This is a genomic window from Porcipelethomonas sp., from assembly GCF_051893655.1.
GTDB lineage: Bacteria > Bacillota > Clostridia > Oscillospirales > Ruminococcaceae > Porcipelethomonas.
Genome location: NZ_JBJFHN010000138.1, coordinates 1 through 20,325 on the forward strand (window position 1 = coordinate 1; position 20,325 = coordinate 20,325).

Sequence of the window (20,325 nt, forward strand, 5' to 3'; positions counted from 1 at the left end):
TTCCCTCTTCTCCGGGCTTGCATTCCTCGCCCTCACTGTTTATTAATCTTATATCATACAACGGTGCAGGCTTTCCCGTAGAACCGGCAGATGGTTCAAGCCATTTAAAATTAGCAATCAGTACAGTGCCTTCCGACTGACCGAATCCTTCACGCAGTTTTAATCCTGTAAGTTTATACCAATCATTAAAAACCTGTGGATTTAACGGTTCACCTGCAATACAGCATGTCTGAATGCTAGACAGGTCAAATTGAGAAATATCTTCCTGAAGCATAAATCTGAACATTGTAGGAGGAGCACAGAATGTTGTAACCTTATACTCAGTAATTTTTTTCAGAAGATTAAGAGGAACAAATTTATCCATATCATAGCAGAAAATAACAGCTCCGCATATCCACTGACCATAGATTTTACCCCAGCCAAACTTTGCCCATCCGGAATCAGAAACACTCATGTGAAGTTTATTTTCCTGTACCTGCTGCCAATATTTAGCGGTAACAATATGCCCCAGAGGATGTGCAAAATTATGTCTTGCCATTTTAGGCATGCCTGTTGTTCCGGAAGTAAAATAAACAAGCATTGTGTCATCCCATTTATTTGCTTCATCACCTGTTGGTCGCTCAAAAATATCACTGAATTCTGATATTTTATCTTCAAAGAATTCCCATCCGTCACGCTTCTGACCTACAACTATTTTATTTTTCAGTGATGGAATTTCCGGTTCTGCTGTTTCCACCTGATTTATTACAAAATCATCATTTATGCATATAAAAGCAAATATTTCAGCAGCATTTCCACGATATACTATATCTTTCTTTGTAAGCTGAAGCGAGCCTGGAATTACTATTGCACCGATTTTGTGCAAAGCAACAGCACATACCCAATATTCCCATCTTCTGCGAAGAATGAGCATTACAACAGTTCCCTTTTTTATACCAATACTTTTAAAATAATTTGCGGCTTTATTTGATAATTTTGATATATCAGTAAAAGTAAATTCACGCTTTTCATCATGGTCATTGCACCAGACAAGTGCCAGTTTGTCTGGTTCCTGTTTAGCCCACTCGTCCACAATGTCAAAACCGAAATTAAAATTTTCCGGAACGTTTACCGTGTAATTCTGTTTAAAATCTTCATAGCTATCAAATTCTATTCTGGGTAAATATCTGTCTAACAACATATTTTTTTCAATCCTATAATATTAAGGATTTACTCCCCTCTTATAATTATGTTACTGAGCCTTTAATGCCCTCTGACCTATATCATTTCTGAAATGCATTTTATCGAAATTTATTTTATTTACAGATTCATAAGCATGATCAATAGCTGATTTTAGGTTATCTGCTATTGCTGTCACACCAAGAACTCTGCCGCCGGATGTGTAAAAATTGTCATTTTCAAGTTTCGTTCCTGCATGATAAATCATTGCATTATCCAACTGACCTTTTTCATTAAGTCCGCTGATTTTAAGACCCGTATCATATTTTTTAGGATATCCGCCGCTTGCCATAATAACACATGCAGATGCACCTTTTTTCCATCTGATATCAATTTTATCAAGCTTTTCATTGATAACAGCCTCAAATATGTCAACGAGATCTGTATCCAACAGAGACAAAACAACCTGTGTTTCAGGATCTCCGAACCTGCAGTTATATTCAATAACTTTTGGTCCGTCCGCAGTGATCATAAGTCCGAAATAAAGACATCCCTTAAAGGTTCTGCTTTCTTTGACCATTGCATTTATTGTAGGCAAAAATATAGAATTCATACATTCTTCTGCAATATCATCTGTATAATATGGATTAGGTGCAACTGTACCCATACCGCCGGTATTTGGACCTTCATCATTATCATATGCCCTTTTATGATCCATAGAAGACACCATAGGTACAATTGTTTTACCGTCTGTAAAACATAAAACAGAAACTTCAGGTCCTGTTAAAAATTCTTCAATAACAATGCTGGCACCACTTTTGCCAAAAATTTTGTCTTCCATAATAGAATTAACTGCATTCTTTGCTTCTTCAAAATTCTGGGCAATTATTACGCCTTTACCGAGAGCAAGTCCATCTGCTTTGACAACAGTCGGATATTTATTTTCTTTTTGTATATATTCAATTGCCTTTGATGAATCAGAAAATACTTCATATTTAGCAGTAGGAATATTATATTTTTTCATAAGATTTTTTGAGAAAACCTTACTTCCTTCAATAATAGCTGCTGCCTTGTCAGGTCCAAATGCAACTATGCCTTCTGCATTCAAAGCATCAACCATTCCCAGAACCAGAGGATCATCAGGTGCAACTACTACCATATCAGCAGAAACTTTTTTTGCAAGGTTTACCACACCTTCTATATCTGTAGCTTTTACAGAAAAACATTCAGCATATTTTGCAATGCCACCGTTACCGGGAGTACAGTATAAATTAATCGACTTTTTGCTTTCTGCAAGCTTCATGATAATCGCATGTTCTCTGCCGCCGCCTCCGACAACAAGTATATTCATAATATATTCTCCTTAAATTATTCAGTAAACTCAGCAGGTAAATGCTTTGTATTAATGATGGAACAATCTTATGCCAGTAAATGCCATAGCAATGTTATATTTATTACATGTACTGATAACATTATCATCACGTATTGAACCACCCGGTTCAGCAATATAAGAAACTCCGCTTTTCTTTGCGCGTTCAATATTATCGCCAAACGGAAAGAATGCATCTGAACCCAGACATACGTCAGTATTTTTTGACAGCCATGCTTTTTGATCTTCTTTGGTAAATACCGGGGGCTTTTCTTTGAAAATATTCTGCCATGCCCCATCAGCCAGAACGTCCATATATTCATCAGAAATATAAACATCAATTGCATTGTCACGATCAGGGCGTCTTATTCCGTCAACAAATTTAAGATTTAAAACCTGAGGAGCCTGACGCAGCCACCATATATCTGCTTTGTTTCCGGCAAGTCTTGTACAGTGGATTCTGGACTGCTGACCCGCACCGATGCCAATAGCCTGTCCGTTTTTTACATAGCATACAGAATTGGATTGTGTATATTTTAAAGTAATAAGAGAAATCAGCAGATCATTTTTCTTATCATCAGGAATATTTTTATTTTCAGTAACGATATTGTTTAGTATATCTTTGTTGATTTTTAAATTATTTCTTCCCTGTTCAAATGTAACGCCAAATACCTGTTTTCTTTCAATTTCTTCCGGAACATATTCAGAATCTATTTTAATAATATTATATGTTCCTTTTCTTTTTGATTTCAAAATTTCAAGAGCCTCAGGAGTATAATCCGGAGCAATAATACCATCAGATACCTCACGCTGAAGCATTTTAGCAGTAGGAACATCGCAAGTGTCTGAAAGGGCAACAAAATCACCGTATGATGACATTCTGTCAGCACCTCTTGCCCTTGCGTAAGCACATGCCATAGGTGACAGTTCACCTAAATCATCCACAAAATATATCTTTTTGAGTGTATCGCTCAGAGGCAGACCTATTGCCGCACCTGCCGGTGAAACATGCTTAAAGGATGTTGCAGCACACATTCCTGTAGCGTCCTTTAATTCTTTAACCAACTGCCAGCCGTTAAATGCATCAAGCAGATTTATATACCCCGGCTTACCATTTAAAACAGTAATAGGCAATTTACCGTTTTCCACATAAATTCTGGACGGTTTCTGATTCGGATTGCATCCATATTTTAAAAACATTTCTTCGGACATAAAATTCCTCCTAACAGTTTTTGTTAATAATTTTAGATTCGTATTTTCCTGTTTCCAGATTAATGTATCTTACAAATAATGATACTTTATTATCATTATTAAGATTTTCCCAGATAATCTCAGAAAATTCCTGAATACTATCCGGAATTGAAATCAGCTTTGGTTCACCTTCAAAGCTCGGCAGCGGGTTACCGTCACTCATATATGTATGTATAAAATGCCCCTCACCTGCTATCGGATTTGTATATGAAAAAGTAAATCTGCTGCATGAATCAGGATTACCATTGGCACTTTTAAGAATTGAAAGTGCGTAATTAAAAGTTTTTGCCGGATCAACCTTAATAATTCCCGAAATTCTTGGAGTATAGTTTGGTGCGTCTGGTTCAAATTCTCTGGTTCTCAAAGCTTGTTCAAAGGTTTGCTGATTATTCATCAAGTCATATATTGTATCAGTCTGATCACCATTTGTTACTATAGTTTTATTTCCCAGAACTCTTACAGGAGAATAAATAATAAGACTAGGATCAGTAAGCTTATCAGGATTAAAAGCCTGTGTTCTGATTCCTTCTCCGTCAGTAACAAAAACTCTGTTGCGGCTGTTTTCACTTCTGCCCATGATAAAATATGCTGTAACCGCATTTTTACCGTCAGCTGATTTGCCGATAATTATACCTCTTCCGGGATATGAGTTTTCTCTGAGCTCTTTTGCAATGTCGACTTTTATCATATTAAATTTCCCTTCTTAAATTTATTAAGTTATTAACATTACAGGACTGATAAATTTAACCAGTACTCCCCTGCTGCTATATATCAATAGCATTATATATAAAATATTTTATTCTCTTATAACAGTTTTACCGTTGATTATTTCAATTTTATCCTGACAGAAAAGAGATACTGCTTCAGGTAAAATTTTCCATTCTGCTTCACGCATAATACGCTTTTGTAATGTTTCCGGTGTATCATCAGATTTTACTTCTACAGGCTTTTGCAAAATAATTGCACCTGCATCTGCTTTTTCATTAACAAAATGAACGGTCGCACCGCTTATTTTAACTCCGTAATCAAGTGCAGCTTCATGAACCTTAAGACCATAAAAACCCTGTCCGCAAAAGGAAGGTATCAAAGCAGGATGTACGTTAATTATTTTATATGGATAAGCTTTGGTAACTTTTTCATCAAGAATAGTCATGAAACCTGCCAATACTATCAAATCTGCATATTCTTCATAAAGGGCTTCCAGTATAGCTTCGCTGTAGCTTCTATTATCCAGGAAATTTTTTCTTGGTATAATTCTTGTGGGTATACCATTTTCCCTTGCCCTGACTAATGCATAAGCATCCGGTTTCGATGAGATAACGCATGATATTTTTCCACCAATAATTTGTCCATTATTCTGTGCATCTATCAGCGCCTGAAGATTAGTACCTCCGCCGGAAACTAAAACAATTATATTTTTTAATGGCTTTTCAGACATATTCATAATCTACCTCACTTAGTCGATAATAACACCTTCGTCACTGTTGATCAGTTCACCTAAAATATAAGCTTCCACACCGGAATTATTGAGAATTTCCACAGTTTTGTCTGCATCATTCTTATCTACAGACATTGTCATGCCGACACCCATATTGAATGTATTGAACATATCTCTTTCCGGAATATGACCTGTTCTTGCAATAAGATCAAAAATCGGAAGAATCTGAACGCTGTTTCTTTCAATTCTTGCAGAAATTCCTTCTGGAAGTGAACGTGGAATATTCTCATAAAATCCGCCGCCTGTGATGTGTGAAATGGCTTTTACATTTACCTGATCAATAACTGAAAGCACAGGTTTAACATAAATTTTTGTAGGTGTCAGAAGACATTCGCCCAATGTTGTACCCAAATCAGAAAAATGTCTTGCCAGAGTCTGTTCATTGACAGTGAAAACTTTTCTGATAAGTGAAAAACCATTAGAATGCACACCGCTGGATTTTATAGCAATTAAAACATCTCCTGCCTTCTGTGTTTCAGGTTTTAAAATTTTATCCTTGTCAACAACACCGACTGCAAATCCGGCAACATCATATTCATCAACAGGATAAAATCCCGGCATTTCTGCTGTTTCTCCGCCTATTAATGCACATTCTGACTGTACGCATCCATCTGCGATTCCTGATACGATAGCAGCAACCTTTTCAGGATAATTCTTTCCCACAGCAATATAATCCAGGAAAAACTGAGGTTTTGCACCGCAGCAGATAATATCATTAACACACATTGCCACACAGTCAATACCAATTGTATCGTGCTTGTCCATCAAAAAAGCGATTTTAAGTTTTGTTCCGACACCGTCTGTACCTGAAACAAATACAGGTTTTTTAATACCTGTCAGATCGGGCTCGAATAATCCTCCGAATCCTCCGATACCGGATAATACGCCATCAGTTACAGTACGCTTAACATGAACCTTCATTAATTCTACTGCCTTGTAACCAGCAGTTACATCAACTCCGGCTTTTTTATAACTTTCTGAGAAGCTTTTCATTAAATTATTCCTCCAAATTTATACTTACTCACCGATTTTACGTTCAAATTTATCCTTGGGCATTTCTTTTGGAACTTCGATAGGATATTGACCATTAAAACAGCCTACACAGAAATTACATTTGGCATTCTCAGCAATTTTTTGTACCTTATCAACGCTAAGATATCCCAATGAATCTGCACCAATTTCTTTTGCAATTTCGTCTACAGACATTTTGCATGCAATAAGGTTTTCCTTGCTGTCAATATCAGTTCCGAAATAACATGGATTAATAAAAGGCGGACAGGAAATTCTCATATGAACTTCTGAAGCACCGGCTTCTCTTATTAAATTGACAATTCTTGCACTTGTTGTTCCACGCACAATACTGTCATCAATAAGCACTACCCTTTTATCTTTAACCACATCTTTTATTACATTCAGCTTGATTTTGACTGAATTTGAACGCTGTGACTGCGTCGGCTGAATAAACGTTCTTCCGACATAACGATTTTTTATAAATCCGACACCGTAAGGAATACCTGATGCCTTAGAAAATCCAAGAGCAGCGTCAAGACCGCTGTCCGGAACGCCTACGACAACATCAGCATCTACAGGGTGTTCTTCCCAAAGGTATTTTCCGGCATTCAGACGAGCCTGATGTACACTTGAACCTTCTATTACTGAATCAGGACGTGCAAAATACACATATTCAAATACACACATTGCCGTTTTATGACCGCAGTGAGTTCTTATAGATTTTATGCCATTTTCATCAACAACAATTATTTCTCCGGCTTCTACATCCCTGATATATTTTGCACCAATACTGTCAAGGGCACATGTTTCCGAAGCAAAAACTATAGCACCTGTCTCAGTTTCACCCATACATAACGGTCTGAATCCCTGAGGATCCCTTGCGGCTATAAGCTTTTTAGGTGACATTATAACAAGTGAATATGCACCTTTAAATTTATACATTGCTTCTTCAACAGCTTTTTCAATAGAAGGCTGAGTTAATCTCTGCTCAGTAATCGCATATGATATAACTTCCGTATCATTTGTGCTGTGAAAAATTGCACCGCGCAGCTCATATTTTTCTCTGAGTTCTCTTGCATTTACAAGGTTTCCATTATGAGCAATAGCCAGCGATCCCTTGATATGCCTTACAACTAGCGGCTGAGCATTTGAACGGTTTGACTTGCCTGTTGTGGAATATCTTACATGTCCCACGGCAATATTTCCAAGACCTAATTTTTTTAAATTTTCTTCATTGAATACTTCCGGTACAAGACCAAGATCCTTATGATGTGAAAAAACTCCTTTGTCATTTACAACGATGCCGCAGCTTTCTTGTCCTCTGTGCTGCAAAGCGTACAATGAAATGTATGCAAGTGACGCAACATCCATTGTTTCCTTGCTGTAAATTCCGAAAACACCGCATTCCTCATTAATTTTATCGAACATAAATATACTCCAATCAGATGAAACAGTAATTATTCTCCAAGAAGTCTCTTCATTATTTCTTTATAAGCGTCTTCTTCTCCGCCAAGATTTCTTCTGAATCTGTCTTTGTCAAGCTTTTCGTGTGTAACACTGTCCCAGAAACGGCATGTATCAGGTGAAATTTCATCTGCAAGTACAATAGTTCCGTCAGCTGTCTTACCGAATTCAAGCTTGAAATCGATCAGTTCAATATTAAGATCTTTCAGATAATCTGTGAGAAGTTCATTGATCTTTAATGAATATGAGGCAATGAGATCAAGTTCCTCTTTTGAACACCAATTCATTGCCATAATGTGATATTCGTTAACCATAGGATCACCAAGATCATCGTCCTTATAGCAATATTCAAGAACCGTTTTACTAAGTTTTACGCCTTCGTCAAGACCAAGTCTTTTGGACAGTGACCCAGCAGCGATATTTCTGACAATAACCTCCAAAGGTACAATTGAAACTCTTTTAACAATAGTTTCACGGTCAGATATTTCTTCAACAAGATGTGTAGGAATTCCGTTTTGTTCAAGCATCTTCATAAGATGATTTGTAACACGGTTATTGATAATACCCTTGTTATGAATGGTCCCTTTTTTTTCTCCGTTAAAAGCTGTAGCATCGTCTTTGTAATCAACAATAACATAATTATCATTGTTTGTTGCATACACTTTCTTTGCTTTGCCTTCATAAAGCTGTTCGGTTTTAACTATGTTTTCCATTTTTTATTCCTCCAAATTTATTATAAATTATTAATTTGCTTAGAAATTTCGGCATCCTTTTTCTTTACTGTTTCTGCCATTTTAATTTTCATGTCAGAAAGTTTACCGGCAAGTTCGTTGTCAGATAATGCCAGCATTTCAACAGCAAGAATTGCCGCATTTGCCGCACCGTCAATTGCTACTGTAGCGACAGGAATTCCGCTTGGCATCTGCACTGTAGAAAGGAGAGCGTCAAGACCGTCCAGAGTAGAGGATTTTATTGGTATTCCAATAACAGGCAGAATAGTATGTGCTGCCAGCACTCCGCCAAGATGTGCTGCTTTTCCGGCTGCTGAAATAATAACTCCAAATCCATTTGAAGCGGCATTTGCAGCAAATTCAGCAGCCTCATTAGGAGTTCTGTGTGCTGACATGACATGTACCTCAAACGGAACATTAAATTCTTTCAGCTTTTCAACAGCGCCTTTTACAACCGGAAGATCACTGTCACTTCCCATAATTATTGCAACCTTTTTGTTCATAATATATCATTCCTTACCTTTATTAAATTTCCGATATACGGATTTTAAAGTTCTTCTTTAGTGATACTTTTCAGTATCATTGACCCATTGCTGTCTTCTATAATTGACAATGATATAGCAGATTTCAAATTATCTATAGTTTTATGCTTACCGATATAATCATAAGTTATTTCGGTGCATAATTCATAAGACTCATCATCAGTGTCAGAAGTTTTTAATGTAACATCTGATATGGATTTAACTTTACAATCTTTAAAATAATCATTTGAAGAAAGTGGCTGATAAAACTGAGAATTAGTAATATCTTTTATTCTTTTCATATCATCATATATCAGCGATTCAAAATATACACATGAAATATCAAAAATATCTTTCAATCTTTCAGAATTAATTTCATTAATAACATTTTCATCATGAATATCCATTTTAATAATAACAGGTGACGAAGATTTTATTTCATATGTCATTTTAATGTCTGTACAAATCAACTTATCATCATCAAAAATATAGTTAAAATTCCCCAATTTATTAGTCAGCGTCAGTATTTTACTGTTTTCATCGTAGGAATAATCCAGCCATTTTTTATCTGTAAGTAAATTTCCGCTTGTATCAAAAACTGAAAAACCGTCTTCATCATCAAAGTAACCGATTAAATAATCTTTTCCTACAGCTGCGAATTCCTTGAATATAAATGGCACTATAAAATTTTCATCTATATCAATAATTCCCATCTGAGAATTACCGTCGATTTTCTTCTGAACGACAAATCTGTTTGAGTTCAAAAAATAAATATTATTCCATTGCGGTTCAATAACAGTCCTGTCATCTTTATTCATAACGCCAAGCAAACCGTTATCATTTTTATATATTTTATAATTGCTTTTATTTGAATCAAAATCAGCAATTATATTCTGGTCAAGATAAGCCTCATTATTTTGATTATTAACCTTATAATAAAATCTTACCAGAGCAGCTATTGTAATCAACAATATACAAAACAAAACAGCAAACAGCAATTTAGTATGCCATTTCATTTTTATATTTTTTTTGATGATATTAATTTTCTTCATATTTATTTCTTGGTGTTTTTTCAGTTTCTTTCACAATGTATATCGGACGGCGTTTTGATTCCAGATAGGTTTTAGACAAATATTGACCAAGTATACCCATACAAAACAGCTGAAGTCCCCCTATAAAAAATATTGCACATATAATGGTAGGATATCCCTGGACATCCTCACCAAACGCAAGTGTCTTTATAATAATAAAAATTATCATTATAAAAGAAATAAGGCAGCTTATAATTCCCAGAATTGATGCTAAAGCAAGAGGAACGGTGGAGAAAGCTGTTATGCCATCAAGGGAATATAAAAATAATTTCCAGAATGACCATGCTGTTGTACCGGCAGCACGTTCCACATTTTCATATTCAATATATTTTGTATTAAATCCTACCCAACTGAAAATACCTTTTGAGAAACGATTATATTCCTTCATGGATAAAATGGAATCAACCATTTGTCTGGACATAAATCTGTAATCCTGAGCACCATCTACTATTTCAGTCTGAGAAATTTTATTCATTATCTTATAAAATTTTCTTGCAAACCATGATCGTATCTTGGATTCGCCCTTACGATTTACTCTTCTTGTTGTAGCACAATCATACCCTTTATTTTTTACATAGTCATACATTTCCGGAATATATTCCGGGGGATGCTGTAAATCTGCATCCATAATAACAACATAATCTCCGTTTGCATTTTCCAGACCAGCAAACATGCCTGCTTCCTTGCCGAAGTTTCTGGAAAAAGAAATATAGCGTACACATTCGTCCTTGGCTGACAATTCTCTGAGCAGCTTAAGGGTTGAATCCTTAGAACCGTCATTTATAAACAAAAGTTCAAAGTCAAGTCCGGGATTATCCGTTCTCATTTTATTCATTGTCTTGGTTATCTCGTCATAGAACAGAGGAAGAACTTCCTGTTCATTATAACAAGGAACAATAATTGAAATCAACTCCATGACAAAAGCTCCTAACATTAAACAATACTATTATATAATACAACAAATTTCACAAAAATGCAAGTGGATTTTTGTATTTAGATAAAGATTATAGAATTAATTTTATAAAAATGCTTCAAACAGGAATAATATTTAAAATTTTTGAAAGCATAAATAAAAAATATTTTTGTCAGGAAAAAAATAATATGTTATGCAATTCGATATATAATAAAATATATAAATATAAAATTCCATTAATATCATTAATAAGCGGATCAGTTTCAGCTATATCTTTTTATAATGAATATTTCTGGCCATTGATTTTCTTTTCACTTTCTTTCCCGTTTTATTATATATTAAAATACCGTCAAAAAACATTTAATATTATGCTTCAATTTAGTTTCTGGTTTTATTTTTTTGCTGATATATGGCTGCTGCGTATAGGAGCATACGTAATCAAAAATAAATTTCTGGCATTTTTTGTATCTGCAATTCTACTAGTATTAATATCTTTTATTTTATCTTTAATGATGTCATTTTCTTTTTTATTATATAAAAATCTAAAAATCGGAAACAATTTTATTAATATTCTTATTTTATCTTTTATATATATATTTGGTGAATGGATTCAGGAACAATTTATTCCATTTGCCTTTCCATGGACAAGATTATGCAATATCGTTTCACCAAACAATTTATTTATACAGACATCTTCAATATTCGGAGGATTATTTATCTCATTTCTTGTTATACTGATAAACTTATTTTTTTCATTAGCTTTAATTCATAGGAAAAAAATAATGAATTTTTCTGTATTTTTTCTTCTTGGAATATGTATATATTTTGCAAATATAATTCCGGGATATATACTTATAAATTTACCATTTGATGAAAAAAATTCAGAAGAAGTTATGTTGGTTCAGGCAAACCTTTCAAGAAAACAAAAATGGACTGCCGAGCCCAAAAAAGTACTTGAACAATATATTACAATGACCAAAGAGAATATTTCAGATGATACTAAAATTGTAATTTTCCCTGAAACAGCTTTGTCAGGGAAATTTTTTGATGATGAATTATTTGGAAGTGATTTGTATAAATTAGCCGAAAAAGAAAACATTACAATTATATTTGGTACTCAATATAATTGTGATGGCAAATCATATAATGCGTGTGCTGCAATTTATCCGGACGGAAATCATTCGGAAATTTATTTAAAACAAGTACTTGTACCATTCGGGGAATATAATCCATTTATCAAAAGCGGAAAATATCAGTTTATATCCAATCCTTTCAGTCATGGTACAAAAACTGTTTTAATAGAAACTGAAGCTGGAAATTTCGGATGCGGAATATGTTTTGAATCTGCATTCCCGACACTAATTTCCAAAAATGTATTATCAGGTGCAGAAGCTATTGTAATACTTACCAATGATTCATGGCTTGGAGAAAAAATTCCGTTGTATCAACACCATTCTCATTCTGTTTTAAGAGCTGTTGAAAATAAAAAGTATGTTATAAACTGTACCAATACTGGTATTTCCTCGGTAATATCCCCATTCGGAGAAACTATTTCAGAATCAGATATTAATCAAGAAAATACACTGACTGCCGATATTAAAATGAATAATGCGATTACACTTTATTCTATGTGGGGAGATATAATTATTTTGCCTTCATGTTTTATTATACTGATAACGTCAATTAAAATTATTATATTAAAACTTATTGATATTAAGAATATATTAGTAAATTAATGCATTTGAAAATTTGTTTGTTCATTTTAAAGTTTATGAATTTTGTAAAACTTAACAAACCTCTATTGACGATATTAAATTTGTGTGATATGATAATATGTAATGTCGAATTTTATAAAAATGGCTCGTATTTAAACAGCCGAAATACAAAAGGTAGGATAAAAAAATGATTCACTGGGTTTTAATGATTGCAGGACTGATTTTCAGTTTTGTTCTGCTGGTAAAGGGAGCAGATTTTTTTGTTGATGGATGTGTATCAGTGGCAAAGCTTTTACATGTACCGAATCTTATTATTGGTCTGACTATTGTTGCTATGGGAACAAGTGCACCTGAAGCGGCAGTAAGTATTTCAGGTGCTATTTCAAATCCGGATAATGCAGGCATTACAGTTGGAAATCTATTAGGTTCAAATCTTCTTAATATACTTATTATTTTAGGAGTAAGTTCTATTATAGTACCAATATCCGTTGAACCGTCTCTTCTTAAAAAGGACTTTCCACTTCTTATAGGTTCAGCCGTTATTGTTCCTGTTTTATTCTGGACAGGTCATATGCACGGCACCCGTTTCGGAGGATTTATACTTCTTGCATTTTTCCTTGTGTTTATGATATGGACAATTAATAATGCCACTAAAAGTCGTAAGAAAGCTCTTGATGAAAGTAGTACAGAAGAAAGTAATGAAAAACCTCTTTCTATACCAAAAAGTATTATTTATTCTGTTGGCGGTCTGGCTGCGGTAATATTAGGCGGTCAGCTTGCAGTATATTGTGCCAAAGATATTGCTCATGGAATAGGAATCAGCGAATCCTTAATTGGTCTGACTGTCGTTGCTTTGGGGACATCTCTTCCAGAACTTATTACATCGGTTATTGCTGCCAAAAAAGGAAACGGTGATCTTGCACTTGGAAATGTAATTGGTTCTAACTTATTTAACATTCTTTTAGTCATGGGACTTTCCATGATTATTGCTCCTTTCAGTATCAATTCCGCTAATATGATTGATTCACTCTGTGTTCTGGCTGTCAGCATTCTATGTTATATTTTTGCTGCAACAAAGAAAAAAATCGGAAGAGCTGAAGGTGTAATATTCATTCTTTCATATTGTGTATATCTGACATATATCATATCCAGAGATATTTTATAATTAACTTTAAAAATCCGGCAAATAAAAAATGCAGGATTTTTATTTTTTACTTGCAAAAGGGAAAAAAATGTGATATAATTATTAAGCGGTGTTTATGAACATAAAGCTAGCATGCAATTTAATGCTTTATGTCGCTATAGCTCAGTTGGATAGAGCGACCGCCTCCTAAGCGGTAGGCCGGAGGTTCAACTCCTCTTAGCGACGCCAGATGCTGACCGCACCGGACAAAACGGATTCCATTTTGTGGAGTCCGTTTTTTTCTTAAACTATATTTTGACATTATAAAAAATTAAACCGCCCATAAAAGGCGGTTTTCTTATACTCAAAAAATGAAATAAGAACAACTGATAAGTGTTTATTTCTCAAAGTTTTCCTTAAGTGCCTGAGCAAGCTGATCAGGGCATGAAGTATTCTTCATACCGCACTTGATATTTTCAAGTCTGCTTATCACATCTTCGACCTTCATTCCCTTTACAAGCGAACCAATTCCCTTTAAATTTCCGTTGCATCCACCGATATATTCAACATTCTTAACGATACCATCTTCAACTTCAATATTAATTTGTCTTGAGCATACACCCTTTGGTATGTATGAAATTTTCATTATATATCAAACTCCTTTTTTCTTGCAACTCCTGATTTTATGGCAGCTTCTGCTACAGATTTTGCGACTGCTTTCGGAATATTTCTGTCAAACGGATCAGGAAGAATATTTTCCGCATTAAGTTTTGATTTATCAACACTTTCCGCAATTGCATAAGCGGCAGCAAGTTTCATATCCTCATTGATATCTTTGGCTCTTACGGCAAGCGCACCTTTGAATACACCAGGAAAAGCCACAACATTGTTGATCTGATTTGGATAATCACTTCTTCCTGTACCTACAATAAAGGCTCCGGCATTTTTTGCTTCATCCGGCATAATTTCAGGCGTAGGATTAGCCATTGCGAATATTATAGGTTTTTCAGCCATACTCTTTACCATTTCCCCGGAAACAAGTCCCGGCTTTGAAACACCAATAAATGCATCAGCACCCTTCATTGCTTCAGCAAGTCCGCCATGAATTTTGTTTTTATTTGTCACTTTTGCGATTTCATAATGAGAAGGATTTTCAAAATCATCTCCATCGCATATAATTCCCTTAATATCTACCATAATTATATTTCCTATGCCCAAAGTAATAAACTGCTTTGCAATTGCAATACCTGCAGCACCAGCTCCGTTTATTACAAGTGTCATATCAGAAATATTTTTTCCTGCGACCTTTGCAGCGTTTATCATTGCTGCACTTGCAACGATTGCTGTTCCATGCTGGTCATCGTGAAATACCGGAATATCAACCTTTTCCTTAAGCTGCTTTTCGATTTCAAAGCATCTCGGAGCTGAAATGTCTTCAAGATTTATACCGCCAAAGCTTTTGGATATAAGTTGAATTGTTCTTACAATTTCATCAGTATCTTTTGAATCAATGCATATCGGAAAAGCATCAACATCGGCAAATTCCTTAAAAAGAGCACATTTACCTTCCATTACCGGCATAGAGGCTTCAGGACCAATATCGCCAAGTCCCAAAACAGCTGTACCATCTGTTATAACGGCTACAAGATTGTGTCTTCTTGTAAGATCATATGAAAGCTCAGGATTTTTCTCAATTTCAAGGCATGGTTTTGCAACGCCGGGAGTATACGCATGAGAAAGTTCATCACGGCTGTTTACCGGAACTCTTGAAACAATTTCTATTTTTCCTTTCCATTCTCTGTGCTTATTTAAAGCTGATTCCATAATGTCCATTTAATAATTTCACATTCCTTTATATTTTATTAGACAGCTTTATAATTCTGTCAAGATTTTCCTTTGATGTTGTATTGCTTCCCAGATGAGTTGGTACTGCATTATATAAACCGTGAAAATCCGAACCACCAGTTACTATCAGATCATACCTCTGGGCAATATCAAGCAGTTCTTTACGTTTGGCTTCATCGGCAGAATAATGATATACTTCAACACCATCTATTTTCTTACGCTTAGCAAGATCATCAAGCAATTCTATATTGTCATAAAGTGCAGGATGAGCCATGACAGCAACTCCTCTTGCTGAATGAATAAGATCCAAAACAAAGTTTACATCGGGATATTCCCTTTCCACAAGGCATGTACCAGTTTCAAGATTGAAAAGTTCATCATCAAGCTTTCCATAGAATTCCAGAGCATAACCGTATTCAATCAAAGCTCTCATAATATGAGATTTATATATGCTTTTACTTCCGGTACAGTGTTTAAGCACACTTTCCCGTGTAATAGGATAAAGCTCCATTACTTTGTCTATCATTTCCTTAGAGCATGCCTTTCGGATTTCACATGACTTCAGACACAATCCCTCAAGTCTGTCAGGTTTTTTGGGAGCATAACAGAGTATATGTACTTTGCTGTTTCTGTCTTTGTCCCATGCAGACATTTCAACTCCCTGAAGCATTTTAACGCCGTAACGCTCCCCAAGGATATTTGCCCTTGAAAAAGATGATAGGGTATCATGATCAGTTATAGACAAAAAGTCTATATTCATTCGTTTTGCCTGAACTATTACATCTTCAATCCCCAATGAACCGTCAGATAAAGTAGTATGACAATGCAGATCGCAAATCATAAAAACCTCCGTTTCATTTATCGCATTAAAGCAGCGATACTCTTAATTTTAAAAATTTAATTTGTTCTGGAAGTTTTATCAGTGAACAACATATTATTTAAATTATAACATACATATGCAATAAAATCAATAGTTTTTATGTTAAGTTTTTGTTTAATCTGCGAAAAAAATCATTACAATATTTTTCAGAATATCTTTATTTCAGTTTTAAGATGAAACGAATAGATGATAGCTGAATTAACAGGTCTTTGGTAAATTTTTTCAACAGCCTTTTTATAAAGATAAATTTGTTTTTCATAATTTTGGACAAGTATTTCGGGATCACTTATTTTATCTGTTTTATAATCCACAAGAACGATAGAATTTTCATTTTCAATTATCATATCAATAATACCATTTAACATACCATCTGTTCCGGAATATTTTTCACTCAATTCATCATTCAGATCAAGATCATTTATTGAAATAAGAAATTTTCTTTCACGAATAACCTTCCGGGAATTTTTTATCATTTTATAAAGATCTGAATTTAAAAAAGCTGTTATATCCTCAATATTGATTGATTCAGCCTGACATCTGGAAATATATCCGGATTTTATAACACATTCCTTTTCCTTTTCAAAGTCAGATTCCAGGTTATTAAAATTTGCAAACTGTAAAAATTTATGAAGTGCAGTTCCCTTTTCAGCACCAGTCAAAACTGAAGATTTCTCTTTTGCAAACTCCGGACTATTCAGAGAAAAATTTAATTCACTGGATTTTTTTGATACGTCAGAAACGGAAAGTTTTGCACTGAGAGAAGCACGAGTCATATCATAGTCAAATGAAAATACCTCATTAAGATATTCAACTGCCTTGTCATCTGCCTGCACTAGCCCGAACTCCTTGATTTCACGTATTTCTCCGGATTCATCATGCGGAACAAAATTTTCATAATCAATTTCAAGCTGACTTTCATTTGTAAAACATTCGTATATGCCAAACTTTTCCCGAAGCATGCCTGAGCTTTTATGAGAAATTAGAGTCATTAAAAGCCAATCACTCATTGACCTCGCCTTTAGAACCAATCCCGGTGAAATTCCCTGACAGGCAGAAATTTCCGCTGCAAAGTCCGCAGCTTTTTCTGCCTCTTTTTCTTCCGTATCAAGAGTTATAAAAAGACGTTCCTTTGCCCTTGTAAGTGCAACATAAAACAGTCTCATCTCCTCACTGAGCATTTTTTTCTGATTGTAAGTACTTATCATTTCATATGGAATAGTAGTAAATTTCTCATATCTTTCCTTATTTTGCAGCTTAAATCCAATTCCGAGATCATACGAAAACTGAAAAGGCTTAAGCGTATCCTGAACACTGAATTTAGTAGATGTTTCTGCAATAAATACAAATGGAAATTCCAGTCCCTTTGACTTATGCATTGTTTTTATAAATACACCATTCTGAGAAAACGCAGCTGAATTGCCGCTTTTAAAATCCCCTTTTGACTCCATAATTTTATCTATATATCTTACAAAGCCTGATACTCCGCCGGAAGAATTATTTTCATAGGAATTTGCATATTCCAACAGCATTCTTAAGTTTGCTCTTTTTCTGTCACTATCCTTGTAAAGCTGAATTACCGATAAAAAATCTGTACTGTCATATATTTTCTGTATAAGTTCCGGCAATGTACAAAAAGATGAATATAATCTGAGTTCAGTTATAACATTATAAATAAATTTCATTTTCGAATAAATTATACTATTTTCATCAAACAGCGGATTTTTACCATCTGTACCAAGTCCGGTACAAATATTGCTGTATATATTTTTATTTTTGTCAATAAGTCTTATTTCAGAAACCTCATCAATATTGAACATAAACATAGGAGACAACATAATTGATGTTATTGGTATATCGGATAACGGATTATCAATTACTTTTAACAGATTTATAAGAACAGATACTTCTCTTGATTTAAGATATCCCGATGCATCTTCACAGTTAACTGTAATACCCAGACTTTCAAGTGCCTTTGCATAAACAGGTATTTTTTTTCGATTTCTTAAAAGAATACAGAAATCTCTCATATCGCATGGTCTTGATGATTTTCCACCGTTAATACTTACAGGAGTTTTATCGTCAAGCATTCGGCATATTTTCTCGGCTATGCAAATCACTTCCGGATCTTCACATGTTTTGTCAGATTTATCTACAAGCAGAATCTGCGTATTACGTCTGCTTTCGGAAAAAGACGCACCCTGAACAAGAAATTCATTTTCATTATATTCAATATCTCCTGACTCTTCAGACATGATATTCTTAAATATATAGTTTACGAAATCTATGACTTCTCCGCTACTTCTGAAATTTCTGTTAAGTTTTATATAAGAATTGCGTGTATCATCCTCCTTGTAAGGAACAGCACTGTTTACAGCATTAATGAAATTATCAGGATTTGCAAGACGAAAGCGATAAATTGATTGTTTTACATCTCCCACAAAAAACAAATTGTTTCCGTATCCGGAAGCAGTACCGCCCTTGGAAAGAAGTCTGAAAATCATATCCTGACGGTTATTTGAATCCTGAAATTCATCAATCATTATTATCTGATAATAATCAGAAAGCTCTTCAGCAAGCTTTGTCTTTACAATATTACCAGATTCATTATATTCAGCCAAAAGATTCAGCGCAATCTGTTCCGCATCGTCAAATCCTATGGCATTTTTTCTTTCCTTTAATTTTAAAAGCATGTCTGAAAAATCAGATATCATATCTGACAGTACAGACATGATCTGTTTATGGCGCATAATATCATCATCATAATTATAAAACAAACCTGTTATATTTCCAAGGATCTTTACTTCATTTTTTATATATTCTCTGATATTCTTTATTGCCTGACGTTCCTCTGCACCTGCTCCGTCTTTTGGTGCCGGAGGAAAGTTTTTATATTTTAATTTTGAAAAGAATTCAGCAAGATTTTTATAATCCTTTTCTTTAAAATAGTGCGTTACCTTTTCAAGTATAACTTTATCATCATCTAGTACTGTAAGTATTTTATTATTTGAAATCTTCAAAGCAGTCTTATATGCTGTTTCAAGCTGATGTTCACAGTATTTCAGACGTTTAAGTACATTTTCAGTATACTGCTTTAAATATACTTTCTTATCATATATATCATCTAATTTGCTTATCCATTTTTTATAAAATGGTATTGATGAAATATTATTATATAAATCAAGTATTATCCTGCAAAGCGGCTTGTCATTATTTCCGCAGAAATTATCATTTAAAAGTTTCATATCATCCGGACGTTTTTCATAATAACTATCCATAAGCTCCTTCAGGACATTATCCCTGAGTACATTTTCTTCTGTTTCATCTATAATGCGGAAATCTGATGATAACGGGAGTGTACTTATATTATCTCTTATCAGGTCAAAGCAGAAAGAATGTATAGTAGATATAGAAGCATTAGGCAGCATTGACTGCTGTCTTGAAAGCCATTTGTCTGAAGGATTCTTTTCTATCAAAACTGATAATTCTGACGAAAGCCGCTGTTTCATTTCTGCTGCTGCATCGTTTGTAAAAGTGACTACAATCATTTTTTCGACCGGAACAGGAATTTCTCTTTCAGAAATAATCCTGATAAGTCTTGCAACAAGCACAGAAGTTTTTCCGCTTCCTGCAGCTGCTGATACTATTACTGAACGATTTTCCGCATTAATTGCGTTAAGCTGGTCTGATGTCCATCTGCTCATTTTTTGTTCTCCTCCAATATCAGATAATATTAATTATATCAGAATATTTTTTTA

Annotated in this window: 17 protein-coding genes and 1 tRNA gene; 3 read left to right on the forward strand and 15 right to left on the reverse strand. The window is 34.5% G+C overall.

Translation table 11 applies throughout. The features are described 5' to 3' along the window. The 11 genes from ACI4WO_RS08465 to ACI4WO_RS08515 form a co-directional block, all read right to left on the reverse strand. On the reverse strand, positions 1-1,180 hold a 1,180-nt coding region (locus tag ACI4WO_RS08465; RefSeq protein ID WP_439807124.1), incomplete at its 3' end, for an AMP-binding protein. A gap of 51 nt (positions 1,181-1,231) precedes the next feature. Then, entirely contained in the window at positions 1,232-2,509 is a 1,278-nt protein-coding gene (gene purD, locus ACI4WO_RS08470) for a phosphoribosylamine--glycine ligase (RefSeq protein WP_439807125.1), read from the reverse strand. Positions 2,510-2,560: 51 nt separating this feature from the next. Next, positions 2,561-3,739 carry a phosphoribosylaminoimidazolecarboxamide formyltransferase gene (locus tag ACI4WO_RS08475; protein WP_439807126.1) on the reverse strand — a complete coding sequence of 393 codons (1,179 nt, stop codon included), beginning with the start codon at positions 3,737-3,739 and terminating at the stop codon, positions 2,561-2,563. A gap of 10 nt (positions 3,740-3,749) precedes the next feature. Beyond that, entirely contained in the window at positions 3,750-4,466 is a 717-nt protein-coding gene (locus ACI4WO_RS08480) for an IMP cyclohydrolase (RefSeq protein WP_439807127.1), read from the reverse strand. Between the two features lie 108 nt (positions 4,467-4,574). After that, positions 4,575-5,222, reverse strand: coding sequence for a phosphoribosylglycinamide formyltransferase (gene purN, locus ACI4WO_RS08485; RefSeq protein ID WP_439807128.1), 648 nt, complete (start codon positions 5,220-5,222; stop codon positions 4,575-4,577). 12 nt (positions 5,223-5,234) lie between these two features. Then, positions 5,235-6,269 (reverse strand): phosphoribosylformylglycinamidine cyclo-ligase, encoded by a 1,035-nt coding sequence (gene purM, locus ACI4WO_RS08490; protein WP_439807129.1) that lies wholly within the window; start codon positions 6,267-6,269, stop codon positions 5,235-5,237. A gap of 24 nt (positions 6,270-6,293) precedes the next feature. Further along, entirely contained in the window at positions 6,294-7,715 is a 1,422-nt protein-coding gene (purF, locus tag ACI4WO_RS08495) for an amidophosphoribosyltransferase (protein ID WP_439807130.1), read from the reverse strand. Between the two features lie 29 nt (positions 7,716-7,744). Continuing rightward, a complete protein-coding gene (purC, locus tag ACI4WO_RS08500; protein WP_439807131.1) occupies positions 7,745-8,464 on the reverse strand; it encodes a phosphoribosylaminoimidazolesuccinocarboxamide synthase in 720 nt (239 codons plus the stop codon). Between the two features lie 20 nt (positions 8,465-8,484). Further along, positions 8,485-8,985, reverse strand: a complete 501-nt coding sequence (gene purE / locus ACI4WO_RS08505) for a 5-(carboxyamino)imidazole ribonucleotide mutase (protein WP_439807132.1) — start codon at positions 8,983-8,985, stop codon at positions 8,485-8,487. 44 nt (positions 8,986-9,029) lie between these two features. Further along, on the reverse strand, positions 9,030-10,055 hold the full coding sequence (locus ACI4WO_RS08510; RefSeq protein WP_439807133.1) for a hypothetical protein: 1,026 nt from the start codon (positions 10,053-10,055) through the stop codon (positions 9,030-9,032). Further along, on the reverse strand, positions 10,042-11,010 hold the full coding sequence (locus tag ACI4WO_RS08515; protein ID WP_439807134.1) for a glycosyltransferase family 2 protein: 969 nt from the start codon (positions 11,008-11,010) through the stop codon (positions 10,042-10,044). The genes ACI4WO_RS08510 and ACI4WO_RS08515 overlap by 14 nt, the downstream gene beginning before the upstream one ends. Before the next feature lie 71 nt (positions 11,011-11,081). On the opposite strand from ACI4WO_RS08515, the gene lnt reads away from it, so the two are divergent. The 3 genes from lnt to ACI4WO_RS08530 all read left to right on the forward strand — a co-directional run bounded on the left by lnt (position 11,082) and on the right by ACI4WO_RS08530 (position 14,094). Beyond that, positions 11,082-12,743, forward strand: a complete 1,662-nt coding sequence (gene lnt, locus ACI4WO_RS08520; RefSeq protein ID WP_439807135.1) for an apolipoprotein N-acyltransferase — start codon at positions 11,082-11,084, stop codon at positions 12,741-12,743. A gap of 166 nt (positions 12,744-12,909) precedes the next feature. Beyond that, positions 12,910-13,887, forward strand: coding sequence for a calcium/sodium antiporter (locus tag ACI4WO_RS08525; protein WP_439807136.1), 978 nt, complete (start codon positions 12,910-12,912; stop codon positions 13,885-13,887). Between the two features lie 130 nt (positions 13,888-14,017). Further along, positions 14,018-14,094: transfer RNA gene (locus ACI4WO_RS08530), tRNA-Arg, on the forward strand. Between the two features lie 148 nt (positions 14,095-14,242). Here the strand turns inward: ACI4WO_RS08530 and ACI4WO_RS08535 are convergent. From ACI4WO_RS08535 to addA, 4 genes are all read right to left on the reverse strand, one after another. Further along, positions 14,243-14,491 carry a TIGR03905 family TSCPD domain-containing protein gene (locus ACI4WO_RS08535; protein WP_439807137.1) on the reverse strand — a complete coding sequence of 83 codons (249 nt, stop codon included), beginning with the start codon at positions 14,489-14,491 and terminating at the stop codon, positions 14,243-14,245. Then, positions 14,491-15,678, reverse strand: coding sequence for an NAD(P)-dependent malic enzyme (locus ACI4WO_RS08540; RefSeq protein ID WP_439807138.1), 1,188 nt, complete (start codon positions 15,676-15,678; stop codon positions 14,491-14,493). The genes ACI4WO_RS08535 and ACI4WO_RS08540 overlap by 1 nt, the downstream gene beginning before the upstream one ends. 19 nt (positions 15,679-15,697) lie before the next feature. Beyond that, positions 15,698-16,531, reverse strand: coding sequence for a PHP domain-containing protein (locus ACI4WO_RS08545; RefSeq protein WP_439807139.1), 834 nt, complete (start codon positions 16,529-16,531; stop codon positions 15,698-15,700). Positions 16,532-16,716: 185 nt separating this feature from the next. Beyond that, positions 16,717-20,271: a helicase-exonuclease AddAB subunit AddA gene (gene addA, locus ACI4WO_RS08550; protein ID WP_439807140.1), complete on the reverse strand. Its 3,555-nt coding sequence runs from the start codon at positions 20,269-20,271 to the stop codon at positions 16,717-16,719. Positions 20,272-20,325: the final 54 nt, after the last annotated feature.